17 protein-coding genes are annotated in these 24,348 nt (G+C 38.2%); 8 read left to right on the forward strand and 9 right to left on the reverse strand.

All coding sequences use genetic code 11. The features are described 5' to 3' along the window. Positions 1-69: 69 nt before the first annotated feature. Entirely contained in the window at positions 70-1,245 is a 1,176-nt protein-coding gene (locus AC1M84_RS05430; protein WP_481594584.1) for a sigma-54-dependent transcriptional regulator family protein, read from the forward strand. Between the two features lie 204 nt (positions 1,246-1,449). On the opposite strand, the gene mdh is transcribed toward AC1M84_RS05430, so the two are convergent. The 3 genes from mdh to AC1M84_RS05445 all read right to left on the reverse strand — a co-directional run bounded on the left by mdh (position 1,450) and on the right by AC1M84_RS05445 (position 4,776). After that, on the reverse strand, positions 1,450-2,622 hold the full coding sequence (gene mdh, locus AC1M84_RS05435; protein WP_481592708.1) for an iron-dependent methanol dehydrogenase: 1,173 nt from the start codon (positions 2,620-2,622) through the stop codon (positions 1,450-1,452). 306 nt (positions 2,623-2,928) lie between these two features. Continuing rightward, positions 2,929-3,894: an alpha/beta hydrolase gene (locus AC1M84_RS05440; RefSeq protein ID WP_481594657.1), complete on the reverse strand. Its 966-nt coding sequence runs from the start codon at positions 3,892-3,894 to the stop codon at positions 2,929-2,931. Positions 3,895-3,945: 51 nt separating this feature from the next. Then, on the reverse strand, positions 3,946-4,776 hold the full coding sequence (locus tag AC1M84_RS05445) for an SDR family oxidoreductase (RefSeq protein ID WP_481594585.1): 831 nt from the start codon (positions 4,774-4,776) through the stop codon (positions 3,946-3,948). Positions 4,777-5,005: 229 nt separating this feature from the next. Between AC1M84_RS05445 and AC1M84_RS05450 the strand changes: the two genes are divergently transcribed. The 3 genes from AC1M84_RS05450 (at position 5,006) to AC1M84_RS05460 (ending at position 9,298) form a co-directional block, all read left to right on the forward strand. After that, a complete protein-coding gene (locus tag AC1M84_RS05450) occupies positions 5,006-7,048 on the forward strand; it encodes a hypothetical protein (protein ID WP_051586487.1) in 2,043 nt (680 codons plus the stop codon). A 113-nt stretch (positions 7,049-7,161) separates the two neighbouring features. Then, a complete protein-coding gene (locus AC1M84_RS05455) occupies positions 7,162-8,877 on the forward strand; it encodes an AAA family ATPase (RefSeq protein WP_481594586.1) in 1,716 nt (571 codons plus the stop codon). Positions 8,878-8,929: 52 nt separating this feature from the next. Then, on the forward strand, positions 8,930-9,298 hold the full coding sequence (locus AC1M84_RS05460; RefSeq protein WP_180027772.1) for a 5-carboxymethyl-2-hydroxymuconate Delta-isomerase: 369 nt from the start codon (positions 8,930-8,932) through the stop codon (positions 9,296-9,298). A 34-nt stretch (positions 9,299-9,332) separates the two neighbouring features. Here AC1M84_RS05460 and thiM read toward each other — a convergent pair whose 3' ends face one another. From thiM to AC1M84_RS05475, 3 genes are all read right to left on the reverse strand, one after another. Next, positions 9,333-10,205, reverse strand: coding sequence for a hydroxyethylthiazole kinase (thiM, locus tag AC1M84_RS05465; protein ID WP_481588221.1), 873 nt, complete (start codon positions 10,203-10,205; stop codon positions 9,333-9,335). 9 nt (positions 10,206-10,214) lie between these two features. Continuing rightward, positions 10,215-11,375, reverse strand: coding sequence for a hypothetical protein (locus AC1M84_RS05470; RefSeq protein ID WP_481594587.1), 1,161 nt, complete (start codon positions 11,373-11,375; stop codon positions 10,215-10,217). Between the two features lie 199 nt (positions 11,376-11,574). Further along, positions 11,575-11,838 (reverse strand): hypothetical protein, encoded by a 264-nt coding sequence (locus tag AC1M84_RS05475; RefSeq protein WP_035263756.1) that lies wholly within the window; start codon positions 11,836-11,838, stop codon positions 11,575-11,577. A 303-nt stretch (positions 11,839-12,141) separates the two neighbouring features. On the opposite strand from AC1M84_RS05475, the gene pepN reads away from it, so the two are divergent. Further along, positions 12,142-14,751, forward strand: a complete 2,610-nt coding sequence (pepN, locus tag AC1M84_RS05480; protein ID WP_180027775.1) for an aminopeptidase N — start codon at positions 12,142-12,144, stop codon at positions 14,749-14,751. Positions 14,752-14,802: 51 nt separating this feature from the next. Here pepN and putA read toward each other — a convergent pair whose 3' ends face one another. Continuing rightward, complete coding sequence (putA, locus tag AC1M84_RS05485; protein ID WP_481594588.1) at positions 14,803-18,552, reverse strand: trifunctional transcriptional regulator/proline dehydrogenase/L-glutamate gamma-semialdehyde dehydrogenase; 3,750 nt, start codon at positions 18,550-18,552, stop codon at positions 14,803-14,805. Positions 18,553-18,677: 125 nt separating this feature from the next. Here putA and AC1M84_RS05490 point away from each other — a divergent pair, with 125 nt between their 5' ends. Continuing rightward, positions 18,678-19,169 (forward strand): Lrp/AsnC ligand binding domain-containing protein, encoded by a 492-nt coding sequence (locus AC1M84_RS05490; RefSeq protein ID WP_035263751.1) that lies wholly within the window; start codon positions 18,678-18,680, stop codon positions 19,167-19,169. 45 nt (positions 19,170-19,214) lie between these two features. Here AC1M84_RS05490 and putP read toward each other — a convergent pair whose 3' ends face one another. Further along, positions 19,215-20,729, reverse strand: a complete 1,515-nt coding sequence (gene putP, locus AC1M84_RS05495) for a sodium/proline symporter PutP (protein ID WP_481594589.1) — start codon at positions 20,727-20,729, stop codon at positions 19,215-19,217. Positions 20,730-21,098: 369 nt separating this feature from the next. Between putP and AC1M84_RS05500 the strand changes: the two genes are divergently transcribed. Both AC1M84_RS05500 and AC1M84_RS05505 read left to right on the forward strand, forming a co-directional pair. Further along, entirely contained in the window at positions 21,099-22,556 is a 1,458-nt protein-coding gene (locus AC1M84_RS05500; protein WP_481594590.1) for an aspartate ammonia-lyase, read from the forward strand. 168 nt (positions 22,557-22,724) lie between these two features. After that, a complete protein-coding gene (locus tag AC1M84_RS05505) occupies positions 22,725-23,612 on the forward strand; it encodes a DUF4349 domain-containing protein (RefSeq protein WP_481594591.1) in 888 nt (295 codons plus the stop codon). A gap of 9 nt (positions 23,613-23,621) precedes the next feature. Here AC1M84_RS05505 and AC1M84_RS05510 read toward each other — a convergent pair whose 3' ends face one another. Then, positions 23,622-24,344: an SIR2 family NAD-dependent protein deacylase gene (locus tag AC1M84_RS05510; protein ID WP_481592699.1), complete on the reverse strand. Its 723-nt coding sequence runs from the start codon at positions 24,342-24,344 to the stop codon at positions 23,622-23,624. Positions 24,345-24,348: the final 4 nt, after the last annotated feature.

Genomic DNA, 24,348 nt, shown 5'->3' on the forward strand with positions numbered 1-24,348 from the left:
TGATCAACAAATACTATAACTATAATAAGTACAACACATGCATATTGGGAAATGTTGAGATAATAAGGAATGAACTCAATGCAGACTCTAATCAAGCAAAGACAACAAATAGAAACACTTAGAGAGAAAATCAGTCTTTCAACTGTACAGGCGAAACAACTTGGTCAGCATATTTTAAAGTCTTGGCAAAGATCGAAGTTGGCAGAAATTCCGAAAGAGCGAATGGTAGCGCCGTTGATCACAACGTGTACTGTTGAAAGTAACAGCCTAAATCAAGCATTGAAAATATGTGAACAAGAGTTAAAACATGTTGCACAACAATCATCTATGGTACTTGCGGTAGGCGATATCAACAGCACCATTATTTGGACGGAAGCTAGTCAACAAATGCGTAAGGCTGCAGAACGTGTTCACTTTATTGAAGGCGGTCAATGGCGGGAGGAAGTGGTTGGAACAAATGCTTTAGCATTAACCTTGAAAACTGAAAAATCAAGTTGTGTGTTTTCAAATGAACACTATATGGAGTCTATTCATGATTGGGTGTGCTATGCAGCACCAATTGTTGATCCATTTTCGAAGCAACTCATTGGTGTATTAGATTTATCAACGACATGGGATCATCACAATAGTTTTGGACTACTCGCAGCAGAACGTTGTGCATCTTTAATACAATCAGCATTACTGAATTATCAACGCCAACATTTATTTATTCGTACCTTTGGAATTCCTCAAGTCATATTTAACGGACGTACCTTGGTGGTGACACCTAGACAGATTGAAATTTTGACAATATTGGCATTATGTCCTCAAGGTCTTAGCTTAGATTCGCTTCATCAAGCTTTATATGGGGAACGAAAGGTAAGCATGGGAACTTTAAAAGCTGAAATGTCGCAGCTTCGAGATTTATTGGGTGGAATGTTAGGCTCAAGACCCTATAAATTACTGGCGCATATTGAGGCTGATTTCCTCCAAATCGAAAATGCTTTAGACGTTGGATTTATTGATAAAGCTTTACAGCAGGTCAATGGTGTAATGCTCGCAAAAACAGAAAGCCCATTCTTGTGTTCTTGGCGAAATTGTTTAGATTCGCGTTTGAGCGAAGCAATTTTTAAATATTGTGATGTTGAAGTGCTTTTAAAATACATTGCACGAAATCCTGATGCAGTTGATGCAATGGAGCGTTTAATGGAGTTATCACCGCAAGATCATTCAACGCAACAACTTTTACAGCACTATCATAATTGAGCCGAATTAAAGTAAAACACAACGGCCTAAAGCATATTCTTCATATTGTTAACGTATTTTATTCCCATTTTTATATACCTACAAAATTTTAAAGCCGCTGTTCCTGATGTAATGTACTACCGAATTCGATTGTGAACCAAAGAATAAAAAAAAGAGAATCTGAAGTGTATCCAGATTCTCTTTTAGATCTAGCAACTCAAAAATTTACATTGCAGCTTTAAAAATGTTGATGACTTGTTGGAGATCTGCTTTACGTGGGTTAGTGAGCATGCAGGCATCTTTTTGTGCATTTTGAGCCATCACTTCTAAATCTTCTTCTTTAACTGAAAGCTCTTTTAATCCTGATGGAATGCCAATGGATTGAGATAGGATTTTGATCGCATCAATTGCTGCATATGCAGCTTCATTAATGGTTAATCCTTCAATATTTACACCCATTAATTCAGCTATTTTGGCATAACGATCAGGGCAGGCAATTAAGTTGAACTCACAGACATGGGGAAGCAAAATCGCGTTACATACACCATGCGGAAGATTATAAAAACCGCCTAATTGGTGAGCCATGGCATGTACATAACCTAAAGAGGCGTTATTAAATGCCATGCCTGCCAAATATTGTGCATAACTCATTGCATCACGTGCTTCAATATTCTCACCATTAGCAACCGCAGGACTCAGCCATTGACTGATCATGCTAATGGCTTTTTCAGCACAGGCATCCGTAATTGGATTCGCTGCTGTTGAAACATAGGCTTCGACGGCATGAGTAAGCGCATCCATACCTGTTGCAGCTGTCAACGCTGCAGGTTTTGCGATCATCAGTTTAGGATCATCTATGGCAATGAGTGGAGTGCAACGCCAATCGACGATTGCCATTTTTACATGGGTTTCTGTATTGGTAATAATACAAAAACGCGTCATTTCCGAAGCAGTTCCTGCAGTTGTGTTGATTGCAATAAGAGGTGTCATCGGAACGGTGCTTTTATCGATTCCTTCATAGTCGCGAATGTGCCCACCACCTGCAGTCACTAAACCAATACCTTTAGCACAATCATGTGAAGAGCCACCACCTAAAGAAATAATAAAATCACAAGCATTATTATTGTATGCTTCCACACCATCGTGGACATTAATATCAGTCGGATTAGGCTCGGCACCAGCAAATATGTAGCTCTGCACTTGCGCTTCTTTTAAATAGCCAGCGATGATATCTGCGACACCAAATTTGTATAAACCTGCATCAGTCACAATCAGTGCTTTTTTAGCCCCTAAATTTTGAGCTTTGCTTCCAACTTCTTTAGCACTACCTGGTCCGAAAAGTGAAACACAAGGGATATAAAAACCGTTTGTTTGGTCTGCAATATTTTTAAAAGCCATGGTGAGATTCCTTTTACCATTTATTGTTGTGGTCGGTGATATTTACCGTGTTTGCAGTATTGGACACTCTTGCGATTATGTGTACCTACCAAATACCAACCCAATTTCTCCATGGCTCAAAACAAGAAACAGCAAGCAAGAAATAATATTTCAAATGGGTGAAAAGGAGATTGGTCGCAAAGGTCTGTGAAGAGATGGGGAGGTTGAAGAATAGAAATATTGTATGACCAAGAGAAAGTCCATTCAGCTTGATCAATACACATTAACAATCAAGACCAGTAAAATAAGGTCTTAGATGAACAGAATTTAAAGATTTTTTGAAGAAAGCCAAGCAAAGAGTTGGTCATACACTTGCTGACGAACCAGTTTTTTTGAAAGAACCAAATCATGCAGGCCATCTTTAATTGTCATTACAGTGACATCACCTTGTAATGCTTTTGCATATTTTTCGATAGTTTTTACATCTAAAATCACATCAGAGGTCTGAGCATCAATGTTGTATTTCTTGGGATTGGTCGTGCGACTTGAGTGCATAACAAGGAGTGGAACTGAAATTTTAGGACTAGATTGAATTTTCTGTTGTGCTTTCACAACAGCACCAATAAAACTCAAATACACTTTGGTGTAGGTTTTAGGTTTAAGCTTGAGATCAAAACTCCATTCACCGTTCAAATTTTCGTGCAAACTCTTCACGTAAAACTTATTTAATTCACTTGGTAATTGCATCAACGGAAATTGCTGAGCTAATTTTGCAATCATTGGAAGCGCATATTTCTTTTTCAAGACATTCATATTGAAATCATAAAATGGGCTGTTGGCCCAGATTGCTTTAATCAATGGATAATCAGGGTGTCGAATTGAAAAATAAGTGGCAGTTAAACCGCCTGTAGAATGACCGCATAATAATACCGATTCATTTCCCTCACTCTGAATTGCATTCAATGCGGCATGAATATCTTCATCATATTCGGTTAGGTCTTTCACAAAATAAGGTTTTTGATGCGGAAGTAGTGATCTACCGTATTTTCTAAGGTCAATGGCGTAAAAATGAAAACCTTGGGCATTAAATTTTTTCGCCATTTCTTGTTGGAAGAAATAATCAATAAAGCCATGGATATACAGCACAGCTTTTGTTGATGGAATATCCGATGGACGACGTACTAATGTTGCAATAACCTCACCATCATAATCAGGCGTAAATTTGAAAATATGTTGTTCAAATTTTTCACCTAAAATGTCGGGTTGGTAGTGTAGCGTGGTCTCAGCACTCATTTTTTCGATCATCTATTGATTCATTCCCTGATTCAAAATTGTTTAGATTGACTATAAATATTCTTTTAAAAGTTGTTCTGTATCGTCAAACAATCGTTGAGCTAAACTACGATTTTTCGCATGTGAAGATTGAAAAGCTGGTGTTTGCAAACTTTTGTATTGACCTGTTTTTTTAGACCATTCAGGTGATAACGCAATTTGATGAATAAGATTTGCCGGTTTGTTGGGTGAGATTAAGAACAATTTTAAAGCGCGATATTGATAGTTAGGAAGCTCGCGATAAATTTCGGAATCCACACCACCTGGATGAATTGCGTTACTGGTGATAGATGTGCCTCTGAGCTTTTCAGCTAAAGCATGACTAAATAGTAAATTTGCTAATTTACTATTTCCATAGCTGAGTACACCGTTATACTTTTTAACAGAATGAAATTTAAATTGATGTGTGTCAATTTTACCCAGAACATGCATCATGGATGCAAGATGAATGATACGGCCTGAAGGCGCGTTTTGAAGTAAAGGTAACAATTGCATTGTCCACACAAAATGTCCTAGATAATTGACACCTATTTGTTTTTCAAAACCATTAGCCGTTTCTTCTAATTTAGGCGTCATTAAACCTGCATTGTTGACCAAAATATCAATCTGTGAATATTTTTCTTTTAAAGTTTGTGCTGCAGATTTGACTTGATTTAAATCATTTAAATCTAATTCTACAATATCAATTTGACCATGACCTTTGGTGCTGATTTCTGCTTTAGCTTTCTGAGCTTTATCCAAATTACGACAGGCAAGTACGACATGATGACCATCTTCAACAAATTTTTTTGCTGTCGCTAATCCAATTCCTGTATTTGCACCTGTAATCACCACTGTTTTCATTATTGTCTCTAAAGTTCTTAGTATGAGATTGTTTTAATACAGTCAGAGCAGTGAGTCAAACGTACTTTCAAGAAATTTTCATATAATTGTTGCATGATACGAACTGCTTATCTGACTCATACAAAAGTTACAGAATCTGAATAGCACAACTCATTTTAAGATAGAATAATATAGTTATATCGTTGTTATTTTTAAAATTCTTCCAGTCTTTCTTATTTAGGCAAACTGTATGCTGGCGTGTCCTCCGCAAAATCCAAAGCAACGTCATCAATATACTGCACAGGCATTAATTGATCATTGCGATACACTCAAAGCCGTATTTCAGGATCAGTGGTTATATCTATGGACGATTACGCCTGAAAATTTATTCGTAATTGATCAGGAAAATAATAGCTTAGTTATCGCAGATGGACTGCTCACAGTTGAGTGTATTTATGATTATAAAATTCAATTTTATACATCCCACGCAAATGTCGAGATTCAAAAAATTGCGGATTTTATGTTCAATGATTTTTGTTTTATCTTTAATCATAAGGCCTCACATCATTCTCTATATTTAAAAACGAAAGTGCAGTTATTTCGTCAAATGTTGGTAGAAGAAGTCTTTAAATGGGTCGATGGAGAAAATCGTGTTGAACAATGCCTTTATAATTTGACCGATCAGCAAGCGATGCAGTTAGATCGAATCATGATGCAAAGTGAGTATTATGATGAACCTCATTTGCTGAATTTCAGTCGATTTGGTGCTGAAATACCTTTGGAAGTTGAACTGAATTTTAAACATCTGTGCTTGGTCAATTCAGTCATGGGAGATAATTTTCTTGCAGTGCAAAAATTGATCCCAGTATACGATCGGTTAAGCACTTCAGCAGAATTAATGTTGCCAAAACGGTTATATCGTATGGCACAAATTTCTTTCGAAGAACAATTTAGCTTATCTCAATTGGTAGACTTAGAGCCTGATTTCAATTTACTCAAACAGCATAACGAGCAAACACCGCATTTATTAGGTTTTACACGTTGGATCAAACGAGGGTATTGGCAGTATCAAGATATTTTCAATAAACAAAATTTTTTAAATAAAGATGTGCAGTATTGGGTAGAAGATATAGCGCAACAGTCGCCACTGTTTATACACAAAAGAGCAGTGAATTGGTTATTTAAACAAGATTATCTTGTCATCGACTGGGTAAGTGAAAATTTAAAAGATCCGAATATTCGATTGGCCGTCACCGCTTTAAGTTTTGTGGATTGCTCTAAAGTACATCCGCATGTCATACAACTCTCGATTCAATATTTTGAACAGGTTATCGGTCGTTTATTTATTTCTGAGTGTTTACGTATTTCACAGCAACAAGCATGGTTTGAACTATCTGCTGAGCATCATTCATATGCATTGAATGAGGCACAAAATGCTCAAGATTTTAAAAAATCACAGCCACTCACGGCTTCTATTTTATATCTCAAGGAATGGTTGGACTTGTTATGGTCATTGGATCAGCAAGGATTGAGTTCAGTGAAATATGTCTTTAAACGTATTTCTCAAGTGATGCAGTCTTATATGTTGTTTTTAAATGACTTAGTTAAAGATCTGCCTGATGAAATCATCAAATTTATTGAGCCCTCAACACAACATCAAACGCATTTTCATTTCTTAATGCAGCAGTATCATATCAATCTAGATGAGTTTAGGCAGCGCTTTAAGCATCCAAATTCTCAATATAACCGCAGCAATAGTATTTTTGACTCTTATATCGCAGATTATCTCATTGATTTTTTTCAACAAGATCGAACCATTGCGAAAAACATGACTTGGTCTGCATGGTATCAGCAAGCAATACGTTGGCATCAACATTTACATTATGTTGATACATTGACGACTTTGAAATTGCGACATGCTGAGAGTCATTGGAAACGAGTATCACCGCAAGCAGTTATGTATACAGAGAATTGGAAATTTGAGGAGTTGAATGAATTAGAGCAAATTATTCAAGAGTCTGTAAATTATAAACATTGTCTAGCTTTATCTTATACCCAAAGAATTATTGATGGTGAATATGTGGCGTTCCATATGTCAAATTTACATGATCCCTCACAGCATTTGACACTCGGGTGTTTTTTTAAATTCGATCAGTTGCATTTTGACCAACTGCGTTTGCCCAATAACGAAGTTGCTGATCCTAAGGTTGTGAGGGAAGCTAAAGAGTTTGTACATCAAGTCAATGAAATGTTGATTTGGAATTTTGGAGATCCTGAACAAATCAACAGCTGATGCGCCTTAAATTGACGTATTCAAGCGTTAACATGATCACAAGGCTGATTTTTGGCTTAACTTTTTGATGAAATGTCGTTAGGCTATGAGCGTTCAAATTAGGTTAAGCACATATGAAACAAGAAACTGCACTGAAGTTAATGAAAGCAGGAGAAAATGTCTTTTTGACAGGTTCTGCGGGTGCAGGAAAAACGTATACGCTTAATCAATATATTAATTATCTTAAGGCACGAAAAGTTTCAGTCGCCATTACCGCATCTACAGGCATTGCAGCCACACACATGAATGGGATGACCATTCATACGTGGGCGGGGATCGGGATCAAAGATTTTTTATCAGATGATGATCTAAAGCGCATGAAAGAGCGTAAATATCTCAAAGAGCATTTAGAAAATGCGCAGGTATTGATCATCGATGAGATTTCGATGCTACATGCGAAGCAGCTTAATTTAGTTAATCAAGTGCTTAAGTTTTTTAAAGAGTCTGATGAAGCATTTGGTGGCATACAGGTGATTGCCGCCGGAGATTTCTTCCAGTTACCACCAGTCGGACGCAATGACGAAAAAAATCGAGATAAATTCTGTTTTATGTCCCAGGCTTGGGTAGAAGCGAAATTTCGTGTTTGTTATTTAACTGAACAACATCGACAAGATGACTCAGCCTTGAATGATATTTTGAATGCAATCCGTGCGCAAAATATTCAAGCCGAGCATATTCAAGCTTTACAACAAACGCGTGAGCAAGATATTGGTGAAACATTTACACGTTTGTATACCCATAATATGGATGTTGATGCCATTAATTACCGTCATCTAAATGAGATTGATGGGGATGGTCATCAATTTTGTGCACAAATGGATGGTAATGAAAAATTAATTGAGACATTAAAATCTTCCGTACGTGCACCAGAAGAATTGACCTTAAAGAAACATGCCAAAGTCATGTTTGTAAAAAACAATTTTGATGTGGGTTATATCAATGGCAGCCTTGGTGAAGTCATTGGCTTTGAAGAAGTAGATGATCACGGGGTATTACCTAAAGTTAAATTAACAGACGGCACTGTTCTGGTGGTCGAACCTGAAACCTGGTCTGTTGATAATGATGCAGGAAAGACAATCGCGAGTTTTTCCCAAGTTCCTTTAAGGTTAGCTTGGGCGATTACTATTCATAAGTCTCAAGGGATGACTTTATCGGCGGCGGAAATCAATTTGGCGAATACCTTTGAAAAGGGTCAGGGCTATGTCGCCTTATCTCGTTTGAAATCTATTGATGGTCTGAGGTTGCTCGGCTTCAATGAGCAAGCATTAGAATTAGACAGTTTAGCAATTAAAGCCGACCGAAGATTTCAAGAGCTCTCTGATGAAGCAGAAGCGCATTTTGGTGATGCTGATTTAGAAGCGCAACACAAGGCATTTATTCGGCACTGTGGTGGCACACTCAATGAGCTTGAGATTAGTCGTAATGAGAAAAAAATTGCCAAAAATGCAGGTAAAGCCAATTATGCCACCGCGACTCTCGATGAAACTCGCGAACTCTTTGAAAATGGTTATGAAATTCAGGATATTGCGGTTGAGCGTGGTTTAACGCCAGCAACCATTATTAACCACTTAGGCAAACTTCATCGTGAGCAGGGGTTAGATATTTCGGTTGCTCATCCTGGGGGTGAAGTCGTTGAACAAGTACGTAAAATCTATAAAAAATTACTTAAAAGACAGAGTCCTGAACATTTCGGTGAAGATGGTGCAATCAAGTTGCGTCCGATCGTGGAAAATACCAATCCGCGTATGGGCTATGACCAAGTGAGATTAGCCTTATTATTCATTGAATAATGAGTTACGCGTTTGAAATTGATTTTTTAACACACAAGCAAAGGGAATTAAGATGCCACAGATGATCGTTGAGTATTCGGATAATATTCAAAATTTAGATGCGAAAGCGTTGCTTTTAGGCTTAAACCACGCTTTATTTGATACAGGTCTAGTGGGGCATCCTTCTGATATCAAATCACGTATTCGTGCTAATAGTGATTTCCTGATTGGTTTTGGCGAAGAGCCTCAAGCCTATATTCATGTTCGTTTAGGGATCATGACGGGGCGTAATGAAGAGCAAAAGAATCTTATTTCAGATCGCTTAAATGAGTATCTTCATAGCTTTAATGGTTATCATGCTCAAGGCTTAACGGTTCAATTGATCATTGAGTTGGCGGAAATGCCAAAAGAGCATTATCGTAAAGGTAGAGTTCAGAAGTAAGACAAAAAAGGCTGAAGTGATCTTCAGCCTTTTGTTATGCAGCAAAAGTCAGTATTTCGATATCTGCACTATTTTGAATTTTTTCAGCCGAATAGCTATAGAGTTCATCGATAAAAGCGACATTAAAACTTCCGACAGTTTGAGCCTGCGTATAAGCGAGCTTACCTGCGATGGCAAAGTGTACATGGGCAGCAATACAGGCAATGGTTGGGTTTGTTACGCCAGCATAAGCAGCAATTAATGCACCTAAGGCGCATCCTGTAGCGGTAACTTTTGGCTGTAAATGTGAACCTCCATTAATCTTAACCATACATCCATAAGACTTAGAAAGAATAAAATCAGATTCGCCAGAAATTGCGATACATTCAGAGTAATCTAATAAAGTTTTTGCCTGTTCTACTACGGCAGCGCTATCGAGGGTACTGTCTACACCCTTAGATTGATTTTGTTGTCCTGCTAAGCTCCCAATTTCTGAAGCATTACCTCGGATAATGGTGGGTTTAAACCGCAATAAATCATTTGTAATTTCAGTACGCCATGGCAAAACAGCACTATAGCCAACAGGATCTAATACCCAAGGTATATTTTTTTTGTGAGCAGTTTCTGTGGCAATTTTCATTGCGGCAACTTGTTCTGTGTGAGGAGTCCCTAAATTGATACTTAAAGCTTGACTAATACTTACGAAACTTTCAGCTTCAAAAGGATTATCAATCATGGCAGGTGAGGCACCAGCAGCTAACAGTACATTTGCGACATAGTTGGCAGCAACCTGATTGGTCATACAATGCACTAAAGGTTGAGTGGTTTTTAACAGATGCCATGCTTCAATGACCTGTTTAAGAATCTCTTGGGTTTGAACCTCAATATCTTTTGGAGCATTTGCTATCAAGTTTTCTGGATGATTCATAGTCGTTCGCTAGCGTGTAAAATAGTGGTCTTGGTGATTACAATTACGACAAATTAAACTGACATAGTCATCTGCGTCATAATCCACAGAAAGTTCATTCGAGCCACAATTCATACAACGTTTTTGTGAGTAGAAATTTAAACGTGGCTCGATTTTACTCCACGATCGCCAAACAGGTTGAAAAAAGATTGATTCATCATAGCCTAGAAAATGAAAAAATAAGATTTCGCTCATTTTACTTAAAGGTAAGTTAGGTAGCCTTGGCAGTGTTGAGGTTTCCCATTTTTCAGCTAAAGAACGTTCACGATATTGCTGTAAGGTCTTTTTTAAAAGGTTGGTATTGATAAAATTTTCATTACGGGCTTGGAGTGCTTTCTGATGGTGCAAATACTCAAGCGCAGTTTGAACTAAATAATAGATTTGACCCACAGCAAGAGAGTCTAATAATCTAAAACAAAAGGTTTGAAAACTCTGATTTCCAGCAATTTGAACGCCCCAAGTACGACAGTAGTATTGCGCAAATTGAATAATTTCTTGGTACAACAGAGTATAGAGTGCACTTTTGACTTCATCACTATTTTTAAATGGTACACCTTGGCTCAGATTTTCATAAAAGAGCTGACGTAACGCTTGGGTAATACTAAACAAGCTCGGCTCAGAATAGCCGTCAAGACGGACATTAATATAGTATTGACTGAATTCACTCGAAAAGTCACGTGGGACAAGAATATTGTCTTTCAAAAGTTGTTTCATCAAATGATTTTGAAATAAATAACTTGGGGTAATGGTGTGATATTTAATATTTTCCCAATCGATGAATTCTTGATGTTGGGTATGCTCATGAACTTGTTGATCTAATATTGAGAGTAAAAACAACTTGTGCATAAAGCTCAGTTGATGCAAATCGAGTTCTTGTATGTCTTTATTCTTCGATGCAATTTTACGTTGTTCTTGAATGCGAGTTTCCTGCATCATTTTCTTTCGTTTTGCTGTGCAACGCTCACAATGACAGTTGCGGTTTTCATCTTGAAAGACTTGATGATGGCAGTGAGAGCATTGATGGAATAGGATTTCTTTATCAAATTCTTCTGCTTCAATAAAGTACATACTGGCCTGACAAAGTGGACAGAAACTACTTTCATCAGCATTTTTTTGGAGAATTTGCAACATGGCAGCACTTTAATTTCAAGATGAAAGAATTATACACACGATTGTTCAACATCGCTTGATTGAGTCAGTATTGAAAACAAATCTGACTGGTGTTGCGATCAATAAAATAAGCAGGTGAATGCCTGCTTATGTGAAATATATGAATAGATCGAACCGGAAAATTATTTCCTCAAGTGTTAGATCGACCTAGATGGAGGATTTAATAGGTTAAAGGGCAAGGGAGCTCTGAATCGGAAAAATGTTGCATTTTAGCTTGGATAAGTACCTGAGATTTCTTTTGAGATAATCTCTTGATTCCGAGTGCATCATAGTTTTTCAATACAGCTGTGACTTCTGATGTTTCAATAGGCATTCCCTCGCTGGTTAAAAATGCTGCAATCACGCGATGATCAATTTTAGCAGCATCCATCATCTGCATGGTTTTGATGTTTTCTACTCTGACTATATGGTCCCTGATGAGCATGATTCACCTCATTTATGATTTATAAGTTTTTTGATGATTACCGCTCTTAAACTGAAGCAATAATTATGCTTGAAAATTAAGAAGTGAATTTTTGTTACATTTCTATCGTACTTAGACAAGATATTTGAAACGGGTAATAAAGAAGCAAACTGTTGTTACTACAAATAAATTAAATTGAAAAAAAATGAATAGACCCATATTAAATAGAGCGTCAAACACAGACAATTCGTCAATTTTGACCTATGATCAATTGACTTCACATAAAAGCATAATCGCTGTAAAGAACAGCTTATAGGACGAGTTATGAATATCGCGGCAAATCCAGTGATCGAAGCAGATCAAACGATTTTTTTGAAAGATTATCAGAAGCCAGCGTTTGTCGTGGATTCGATTGAATTAAATATCCAAGTCTATGACGATCATACGATGGTGACAGGCACACTAAAAATGCAACGTCAGACTGAAGGTGATTTGGTGTTGCTTGGTCGTGATCTTGAGTTGAAGTCAATTACACTGAATGGTCAAGAGTTAAATTCTTCGCAATATTATCTAGATGATGAACAATTGGTGATTAAAGCTGTACCTGATGATGCATGCATCGTTACAGTCGTTAAAATTCATCCTGAATCAAACACACAACTTGAAGGTTTATACCAAGCAGCATCTGATCTGTTTGTTACACAGAACGAACCAGAAGGCTTTCGTAAAATTACGTTCTATCCAGACCGTCCAGATGTGCTGTCTGTTTTCACAACACGTGTCGAAGCGGATAAGAAATTTCCAGTCCTACTGGCGAATGGTAATTTAATTGAAGCGGGTGAAGTGGGCGAAGGACGTCATTATACCATTTGGCAAGATCCAACCAAGAAACCAGCCTATCTCTTTGCATGTGTCATTGGAGACTTAGCGGTATTAAAAGATCGTTACGTCACGTCTGAAGGTCGTGACGTAGCTCTAGAAATTTATGCTGAAGAAAAAGATATTCCGAAGTGCCATATTGCCATGGAAGCACTTAAACATTCTATGCGTTGGGATGAAGAACACTATGGATTACCTTATGATTTAGACAATTATATGATTGTCGCGACCAGTGCATTCAATATGGGTGCAATGGAAAACAAAGGGCTTAATATTTTTAACACATCATGTGTTTTAGCTGATGAAGAATACACGACTGATGCTGCGATTATGCGTGTTCAATCTGTTATCGCTCATGAATATTTCCATAACTGGACGGGTAATCGTATTACTTGCCGAGACTGGTTCCAACTTTGTCTGAAAGAAGGTTTAACCGTTTTCCGTGATCAATCTTTTTCTGAGGATTTGCAGTCTGCTGCTGTTCAACGAATTGATGATGTAGCAGTGCTTAAAGCGCACCAATTCCCTGAGGATTCAGGACCATTGTCTCATCCTCCACGTCCAGATCATTTCGTAGAAATTAATAACTTCTATACAGCGACTGTGTATGAAAAAGGTGCAGAAATTAACCGCATGATGGCGACTTTATTAGGTAAAGAAAAATTCCGTAAAGGAACGGATGAGTATTTCCGTCGCCATGATGGTCAAGCTGTGACTGTGGAAGATTGGGTTGCTGCATTATCAGCAGGTTCTGGTGTGGATTTATCAGGATTTTTAACTTGGTATAACCAACCGGGTACACCTAAGCTTGAAGCCAAAGGTGAGTATGATGCTGAGCAGAAAACTTATCGTTTAAACTTTAAGCAAAGTTTAAAACCACATCCAAAATATCCAAACTTAAAAGCGGTTCCAATTCCTGTCGCTTTGGCTTTGTTTGATGAACACACTGGTGAGCAACTTCAACTTGAATGCTCAGCTTTAGTTGAAGATCAAGTCAAAGATGGTGTTTACTTATTCACGACTGATGAAGCAACGATCGAGTTTAAAAACGTGGCGAAGGTGCCTGTAATTTCACTATTACGAAATTTCTCTGCACCCGTGAATTTAGAGTTTAATTATACTGATGAACAGCTTGCGTTCTTATTACAGTACGAAACCAATGGCTTTAATCAGTGGCAAGCGACGCAAACATTGCTTGAGCGCATCTTATTAAATGACCAACCTGCTGACATATATATTGAAGCGATGTTAAAAACGCTACCTAGAGTAATTCAGCAAGATCCGCTGTTAGCTTCACGTTTATTTGATGTTCCGAGTGAAGGTTATTTGGGTAGTCGTATTGACCACGATTATCAACCGACAGCGATCTATGAAAAGCGTAATGCTCTATTAGATACTTTGTCTCGCCGTTTAGGTGATTTTGCTAAAGAGACTTATTTATCATTAGATCCAGCAATACAGTCAGATTTTTCCCAAGCTATGGGTACACGTGCTTTAAAGAACATCATGCTTTCATTTATTGCGCGTCAAGGAGATGAGGCTGCATTTGATTTAGCTGAGCAACAGTATCGTCAAACACGTAATATGTCTGAACGTTTAGGTGCTTTAAAAGTGTTGGTGTGGAATGATGCACCGCAAGCTGTTGAGATTTTAGAAGATTTCTATACGCGTTTTAAAGATGAGGCTCTATCAATGGATCAGTGGTTTATGATCCAAGCAGCTCATCCGAAAGCGACAGCAGAAACGATTCAAAAACTGACATCACATGCTGATTACGATCTTAAAGTACCTAATCGAATCCGTGCTGTAACTGGTGGTTTAAATTCAAACCCTGTCAATACTTGGAGTTTTGGGGTAGATCATATTATTCAGTTGGCTCAATATTTGGATGAAAAGAATCCGATTGTAGGCTCACGTTTGTTACAACTTTTATCACGTTGGTACACGTTAGCCCATCCTCAACAAGCCGAAGTCAAAGCGAAACTCGAAGCATTGAAACCTATCGTGAAATCTAAAAATGTATCTGAAACTTTAAATAGTATGCTTGCTGTTTAAATCACAAATAAAAAACCAGTGCAATGCACTGGTTTTTTTGACTCAACAGAATCAAGCTTGCATGGTCATAAGACTCGCATTACCACCTGCAGCTGCGGTATTAATACTAATTGCACGTTCAATAAAGAAGCGTTCTAAAGGAATGTCATAATTACCATGCTCTAGATGTGTTATTCCGATGATCGGACCTTGTCGCTGAGCCACTTTATCTTGCAATTTTAACAGTTGATTTTTGGTGCCATGATGTAGAATTGCATCAAAACTACCTGTCTCAATATCAGCAATAATGGCGATACGTTGAGCGACCTCTTTAGGCATAGACTGTAAGTATTTTAAAACAAACGTATTCTCACCTAGAACAGTTGGCTGAGAGCCAACCGCGAGAATGGCATGAAGTTGATGAATCTGATCTATTTCTTGATCTGCCAAGCTTAAAACACGATGTCTCGGTAACACAACATATTGATTACTTTCACCTGTTGGTCCTTGTAATTCATAGCTATGTCCGACACAACTTGGTTGCAACGCCTTCATTTGATAATGCGGAAATGACTTATTGACCCAATCTTTATATTGATTCAATAAATTTTGATGTTCAGTCAATTCAACGCCTTGGCTCGTTGCATAAGGTTGTGCAATTTTTTTATGTGTACATTCATGCATTAATCGATAAATGTACATCGGTCCACCAGCTTTTGGACCTGTACCAGATAAACCTTCTCCACCGAAGGGTTGTACACCCACAACAGCACCTACAATGTTGCGGTTAATATAGAGATTTCCAACTTCTGCTTTTGAAATAACGGTTTGTATGGTTTCATCGATCCGTGTGTGTAAGCCCATAGTCAAACCATAGCCTTTGGCATTGATTTGATCAATAAGTAGATCAAGTTCGCCATATTTATAAGTAATGACATGCAGTACTGGACCAAAAACTTCACGTTCAAGATCATCTAAATGTGGTAACTCAATCAAAGTCGGCTTAACAAATGTGCCTTGCTTGAGATGAGAGTCATCTTCATCCCACATGAGTTGTTGAACGGGATAACCCAAAGATTTCATTTTATTGATATGTTGATCAATGGTTTGTTTTGCTTCGCGATCAATAACAGGACCGATATCAGTTTTTAATAAACTTGGAATACCGACACGCAATTGCTTCATCGCACCTTTAAGCATTTTGATCACGGTATGCGCATTATCTTCTTGAACACATAAAATTCGCAGTGCTGAACAACGTTGACCTGCACTATCAAATGCTGAGCTGACAACATCTAATACCACCTGTTCAGTCAGGGCAGAAGAATCTACGATCATGGCATTTTGACCGCCAGTCTCTGCAATGAGAGGTATTGATTGACCAAATTGATTCAGTCGTTTTGAAACGGTTTTCTGCAAAATTTTCGCAACCTCAGTTGACCCTGTAAACATAATACCTTGAATACGATGATCACTACTGAGTTGTGCACCCACTGTTTCACCACGTCCGGGCAAGAGCTGTAAGACAGATTGTGGTACGCCAGATTCCCAAAGGATCTGAACTGCAATTGAGGCAATTAAAGGGGTCTGCTCCGCTGGTTTGGCGATTACAGTATTCCCAGTCACAAGTGCCGCCGCGATTTGACCTGTAAAAATTGCCAATGGGAAGTTCCAAGGACTAATACACAATACTGTACCTAAGGGTTGAATAACGGCTTTGTTATCTAGATCTTTCACTTGTGCTGCGTAGTAGCGTAAGAAATCTACTGCTTCGCGTACTTCAGCAATCGCATTGGCAAATGTTTTACCGCTTTCACGACTGAGCAGAACCATTAGCTCTTCAAGTCGAGACTCCATCACATTGGATGCTGTAATTAAATATTCTGCACGTTGATCTTTTTCTAAATTTTGCCAATCCTGCTGTGCTTCAGTCGCATTAACTAACGCCATTTCCACTTGCATGGCATGAGTTTCCGTCACTTCACCGACAATATCTTGATGGTTTGCAGGATTGAGAATTGCCATTGACTCTGTATCGTGTACGTATTCATCTAATCTCAGACCCATTGGGGTGGCTTTAATTTGAACTTTAGACCATTGTTGATAAGTATGATTCAAATGTTCAAGGTCTTGGTCATTTGCAAGATCAATTCCAAGAGAGTTAGGGCGATGATCAGCATATAAATGTTTCGGATATGGAATAGCAGGGTGCTTTAATCCAACTTTGCCTTCGATTCGACTTGTGACATCAATGGTTTGATGTGGATTTTCAATCAAGTCATCAATTTTGAGTGTTTTATCAGCAATACGATTTACAAAAGACGTGTTTGCACCATTTTCAAGCAATCGTCTAACCAAATAAGCCAAAAGGGTTTCGTGATTTCCGACAGGTGCATAAATTCGGCAAGGTATGCCAAGTTTATCATCTGCTTTAGAACCGACGACTTGTTCATAAAGTGGTTCGCCCATGCCATGTAAACATTGGAATTCGTATTGTCCCTTATAATATTGTTCAGGATTTGCTAAATGATAAATAGTGGCTAAGGTTTGTGCATTATGTGTCGCGAATTGCGGATAAATAAAGTCTGGTTCGGCTAAAAGTTTGCGAGCACATGCAATATAAGATAAATCTGTGTGCACTTTTCGAGTAAAGACAGGATAATCGGTCATGCCTTCAACTTGTGCTTTCTTAATTTCACTGTCCCAATAGGCGCCTTTGACTAAACGAATCATTAAACGTTTTTGACTACGCTTAGCTAAATCAATGATGTAATCGACCACGTAAAAACATCTTTTTTGATAAGCTTGAATCACAAATCCAATGCCTTTCCAGCTATTCAATTTCGGTTCGAAACATAAGCGTTCAAGAAGTTCCAATGAAATTTCCAGACGATCAGTTTCTTCAGCATCGATATTTAGACCAATATCATATTGTTTCGCTAGAACCGCTAGATTAAAGACTTTGTGATAAAGCTCATCGTGTACACGGTCAATTTGCGAGCGTTGATAACGTGAATGAAGTGCTGAAAGTTTGATTGAGATACCGGGGCCTTCGTAAACATCTTTGTCAGACGATGCCTTACCAATCGCATGAATCGCATTTGTATAATCTTGATAATAGCGCTCCGCATCATGATCTGTAAGTGCTGCTTCACCTAACATATCATATGAGTAACGGAAGCCTTGTTCTTCTAATCGTTCGGCATTATTTAACGCCTCATCAATGGTTTCACCTGTAACAAACTGTTCACCCATCATACGCATAGCAACATCAACGGCTTTGCGAATAATGCCACGGCCACTTCGTGCCAAGATGCCTGTGAGTAGACCAGATAAACTATTTGCTTTAGGTGTTTCCATTAATTTACCGGTCAACATTAAGCCCCATGCTGCCGCGTTTACAAACATTAGGCTGCTTTGACCTAAATGATCTTTCCAATTGCCTTGGTTGATTTTGTCTTTGATCAATAAGTCACGTGTTGCTTTATCAGGGATACGTAACAGCGCTTCAGCTAAACACATGAGCGCAATACCTTCTTGTGAAGATAATGAAAATTCTTGTAATAAACCCTGTACAATGCCTGCTTTGCCCGCTGACCCTTTACGTTCACGTAATGAATGCGCTAAATTGAAGGCTAATTGATAAATTTTGTCTGAAATTTCTTGATCAATCTCGGTCTGTTCGAGAAGTGTTTCGACACATTCAGATTCATCACGGCGCCATGCACGATTTATTTCTAATTCTAGATCTGATTTATCTTTAAATTCAGTAATGTCTTGAATGTCTATTGGGCGAGAAAGGGGTGAGCTAAGTTGTTCCATGAGATATACGCCAGCGTCCTGTGACAATGAAATAGATTTATCTTTAAGGTTTATTTAATTTATAATTACAGAAAATATGGTGCATAACTCACTATAATTAGAGTTAAATTTAGAGAATAATTCGCATGCAGACTCAAATGATGACGTTGGATCGTACAGATTTAAAAATTTTAGATATCTTGCAAAAAGATGGGCGTCTATCAAATATAAAACTTGCTGAAATGGTCAATCTTTCTCCCACAGCAGCGCTTGCTCGAGTACAAAAACTAACCAAAGATGGATATATTACAGGTTATGAAGCCAAGTTAAATCCAGATCTGCTGAATCGAAGTTTTGTGGTATTTGTCGAAATTTTATTAGATAAAACAACTCCAAATGTATTAGAAGAATTTTCTGATGCAGTGAGAAGTTACCCTGAAATTGTTGAATGTCACATGATCAGCGGTGGGTTTGATTTTGTAGTTAAAATTCGTTGCGCCAACATGGAAGAGTTTCGTAAGATCTCTGGACAGGTTTTATGGCAACTGCCTGGCATCAAAGAAACCCGTAGCTATCCAGTGATGGAAGTTATTAAGGAATCTTCGCAAGTGCAACTTAAGCAAACATTTAAAAAGTAAATGTATAAGAAAGGGGCTATAAGCCCCTTAATTTTTTATTTCTCATTACCTTCCATTTTTGATTTCTTGCATTTCAATTTCATATTTCTGTTGAGCTTCATCAAAACGGTCAGTCACATCTTGCGCTGGCGGGCGGCCTAATAAACTCACCACCATAATACTCACCCAAGATAAAATAAAGCCAGGAATGATTTCATAGACGCCAGTATCAGCCATGGTGTTTTTCCATACAATGACGGTAACAGCACCAACAATCATACCTGCCAATGCACCATTGATGGTCATTCGTTTCCAGAAGAGAGAAAGGATAATCAGTGGTCCAAATGCTGCACCAAAGCCAGCCCACGCATAAGCAACTAAACCGAGTACCTTGCTGTTCGGATTCATTGCAAGGAAGATTGCCATAATCGCAACGATTAATACCATCAAACGACCTACCCAAACCAGCTCGGTTTGTGAGGCAGATTTACGAATAAATGCTTTGTATAAGTCTTCTGTAAGCGTGGTAGAGCATACCAATAGTTGGCAGCTTAGGGTACTCATCACTGCAGCAAGAATCGCGGCAAGAATCACTCCTGCAACCCATGGATTAAATAAGATTTTAGTTAATTCCATGAAGACTGTTTCAGGATTTGCATTGACTGCAGCACCGAGTTGAGGAAACGTATCAAAGTAAGCGATTCCGAAATAACCGACAGCGACTGCACCACCAAGACATAGAATCATCCATGTCATTCCAATTCGACGTGCAGCTGGAATAGACTTCACGGAATCTGCTGCCATAAAGCGCACAAGAATATGTGGTTGACCAAAGTAGCCAAGTCCCCATGCCATTGAAGATAAAATTGCTACAGTGCTGAGATCTGAAAGTAAATTATTCGCTAATGGGCGTGCGGATTCCACAATGATACTAACTTGCTGAGCATTTTCACCAATGGCTAAATAGGTCATTACTGGAGCAAGTAAAAGCGCAAAGATCATCAAGCCTGCTTGGAATGTATCTGTCCAACTGATGGCTAAGAAACCGCCAATACAGACATAACTAATCGTTGCCACTGCTCCAATCCATAGGGCTGTGTTGTAATCCCAACCAAATAGGCTTTCAAATAAACGTGCACCTGCGACCATGCCAGAGGCACAATAAATTGCAAAAAAAATCAAAATTACAAAAGCTGAGATGATACGAAGAACTTTTTTCCGATCACCAAAGCGGCTGGTGAAATAGTCGGGGAGAGTCAATGCGTTATGTTGTATTTCGGTATGAACACGTAGACGACCCGCGACCAACAGCCAGTTCAACCAAGCACCGATAATTAAACCAATGGCAATCCAAGCTTCGGATAAACCTGAGAGATAAATTGCACCAGGTAGGCCCATGAGTAACCAGCCACTCATATCTGATGCACCTGCGGATAATGCAGTGACGACACTGCCTAAACTCCGACCACCTAAAATATAATCATCAAAATTATTCGTGGCTTTGTAGGCATAAAGCCCAATGCCAAGCATCGCCACAATATAAAAAATAAATGTGATTAGCGTAGGATTTAATTGGCTCATTGCTATGCCATCCTTTGTCTGTCCTAAATGACCATCTTTCCGAGATGAATTTTTAATCGAATTATTCGAGGAGCTGATTCAAGCATGTTTTGAAAATTACGCTCTGTTACATTTGAGTGAGATTTATAGTCGTTTAGTGAAACTGAATGTAATTTTAGTTACAAAGACTATTTTTTCAAAAAAAGTTTACTTTGAGGTTTAAAACAATTCTATAAATGATTGTCTTTAACATAAAGTTACATTAGTCACTTAAACAGCGAAGTTGTAATTTTTTATTGCATAAAGAAGTATTAAATCAATAGTGAAAATAAGCATGAAGCCTATCATCGATATTGCATGATAATGGTGCATTATTGTTGAGTAATAAAAGTGTCTACGGTTGAATTTGATAAAACAAGAATAGAGCGGGATCTGCTCGGTGAAAAAGCGGTTCCTTTCGATCGTTACTATGGGATTCATACCCTACGTGCGATGGAGAATTTTCAGATTTCGCATCAACAGATAGGTGAAAACATACATTTTATTCGTGCATTGGCACAGGTTAAAAAAGCATCAGCACAGACAAATTTAAAATTTTCCAAATTGAGTCAAGACGTCAGTCAAGCGATTCAATGGGCTTGTGATCAATTGATTGAGCAGCCTGAAAGCTGGAAATCTTCATTTCCAATTGATATTTATCAGGGTGGAGCTGGAACTTCTATTAATATGAATAGTAATGAAGTGGTGGCTAACCTTGCACTCGAGCATCTCGGCTTGCCAAAAGGTCAATATGATGTAATTCATCCAAACGACCATGTGAATAAATCGCAATCGACCAATGATGTTTATCCCACTGCATTGAGATTAGCAACATATTACAGTTTAGAAGATTTATTGTCTCAAGTGCGCTCATTAATCGCTGCTATTGAGATCAAAGCATCTGAATTTCAACACGTAATTAAAATGGGGCGAACTCAACTCCAAGATGCTGTACCTATGACACTCGGACAAGAGTTTCGTGCATTTGCGACGCTATTAAAAGAAGACTATCGCCTCATCCAAAAGATGCGTCATTTACTGCTAGAAATAAATTTGGGTGCGACTGCGATTGGAACGGGTGTGAACACACCTCATGGATATGCACAAGAAGTGGTTCAAAAGCTTTCTCAAATTACTGGATTGAAATTACAAGGTGCTGAAGACTATGTTGAAGCCACCAGTGATTGTGGCGTATTTATTATTCTATCAAGTACTTTAAAGCGTTTAGCCGTCAAGCTCTCAAAAATTTGTAATGACCTGCGCTTATTAAGTTCAGGGCCTCGTACGGGATTAGCTGAAATTAGATTACCTGAATTACAAGCTGGCTCATCCATTATGCCTGCGAAAATCAATCCAGTTATTCCTGAAGTAGTGAATCAAATTGCTTTTAAAGTCATTGGTAATGATTTGACAGTGACCATGGCAGCTGAAGCGGGGCAATTACAATTAAATGTCATGGAACCTGTAATTGCACTGACCATGAATGAATCAACCAATTTATTAATTCAAGCAATGCAAACACTTGAAAACAAGTGTATTCAAGGTATTACTGCAAATGAACAGACTTGTTACGATGCAGTGATGCGAAGTGTTGGTATCGTCACATTATTAGATCCGATTCTAGGTCATGCCAAATGTGATGAAATTGGGAAGGTTTGTCTTGCAGAAAATAAAACCATTCAGCAAGTTGTCATTGAGCAGAATCTTTTGACGCAAGAGCAGTTAAATCAAATTTTCTCTTTTGAAAATTTAGTGTCTGAGATCGCGGGTCATGTTGTCGATGATATGAACATGGACAAAGTAAGTTAATAGAGTAGGTAGAATCTGAAAGTCAATTGAATATAAATTGATGGCATATTTCATTCAATGAGGTATGCCATTTTCATTGAAACTTTTAAGTATAATTTCTTAATTGAATGTTTATAATAATTAAAATTATGAGCCATAAATACAAACATTATAATTTAGAGAAAATGAATGAAAAGAATAGTAATAAGCACGCTGCTGTGTTCGATGTTGCTGGCATCCTGTTCAAAAAAAATAGAGGAACATTCTGCTGAAGCAGTTCAAGAAAATACTGCTGATACGCAAGTTGATATGCAAGAAGCGGCTGAACCAAATACTTTGCCCGTCCAGGAGCAAAAACCTGAGGTCATATTAAATCAAGAGGTTAATCCAGTTGAACTGACTCGTCGTATGGTTCGAGAGGCGCAAGTTAACTTTACTGTTAAAGATGTGGTGAAAAGCAGTTTAGAGATAGAAAAAATAACCCTTGAAGCTGGCGGATTTATTGAAAGAAAAGATATTGATTTCAATGTGGTTGATCTTAAACGTCAGAATATTTCAGAAGGCAAAGTAAAAGTATTTGAAAAAGTTGAACCTGTATCTTTTATGGTGCTACGTGTACCGAGTGAGCGTGCCCCACATGTTGTTAATCAACTTTTACCTTTAATGTTTTTTTTGAATCAGCAACGCTATAGTGCACAACGTTTTGAATTGAAGCTTCTCCAAGAAAAAATGAATCAAGCACAGACTATTTCAAGTCAAGCACGACCAGCTCATTTGAATGAAATCACACGGCTCACTCAACTCGAAGTTCAAGACCGTGTTAAATTCAGTACGATCAGTTTACAACTGAATCAACCAACACTAGTCCGAGAAAGGGTTGATATTGATATTGATGCAGTGGCGCGATTAAATGGTGATCACTTTATTCAGCGTGCTTGGAATAGCATCAAATATGGCTGGCAATTTGTGCTCGATCTTTTGGTGTTTTTATTAATGATTTGGCCTTTGTATTTGATTGTCTTAATTGGCTTCTTGTTATATCGATGGTTAAAACCTTATTTTGATAAACTCAAATAAGCCCATGCCTCAATTTGGCTGAACTGAAGAAAGAAGTTTGGCCAAATCTTGCATTCCTTCGGTTGCTGATTTTGAGATACATGTATAGTGTTGTGGCACACGGCCGAGATCGGCTTTAGGGTCGATATAATACGCATCACAACTTGGTGAAATACTGTGTACTAAGCCTGCAACAGGATAAACAGCTAAGCTCGTTCCAATCACAACAAAGATTTCAGCTTGCTGGCAAATCACTTCTGCTTCTTCAAAAGCGGGAACGGATTCACCAAACCATACGACATGTGGACGAAGTGGGTATCCAGCGTCACAAAAGTCACGAGAAATATCCAGTTCAGTACCTTCAATTGTGTAAAATTTGTCTGTGAATTGAGCATCTGGCCCCGAGGTTTTGGCGAGTCTTATATTTCCATGAAGATGCAGTACTTTTTTGCTTCCAGCGCGTTCATGTAAGTCATCAATATTCTGCGTGATCACATGTACATCAAAATGTTGCTCAAGTGCTGCAATCGCAAGATGTGCTGCATTAGGTTCAGATGCTAAAATTTTTTTTCGCCGTTCATTGTAAAAGCGCTGTACTAAAACAGGATTGTTACGCCAAGCTTCGGGCGTTGCGACATCCTCTATGCGATGGTTTTCCCAAAGTCCATCGCTATCTCGAAATGTATTGATACCACTTTCAGCACTCATACCAGCACCCGAAAAAATCACAAGCTTTGTTTTAGACTGATTCATCCAA

The sequence above is a fragment of the Acinetobacter sp. 24-47-66 genome (assembly GCF_056779755.1).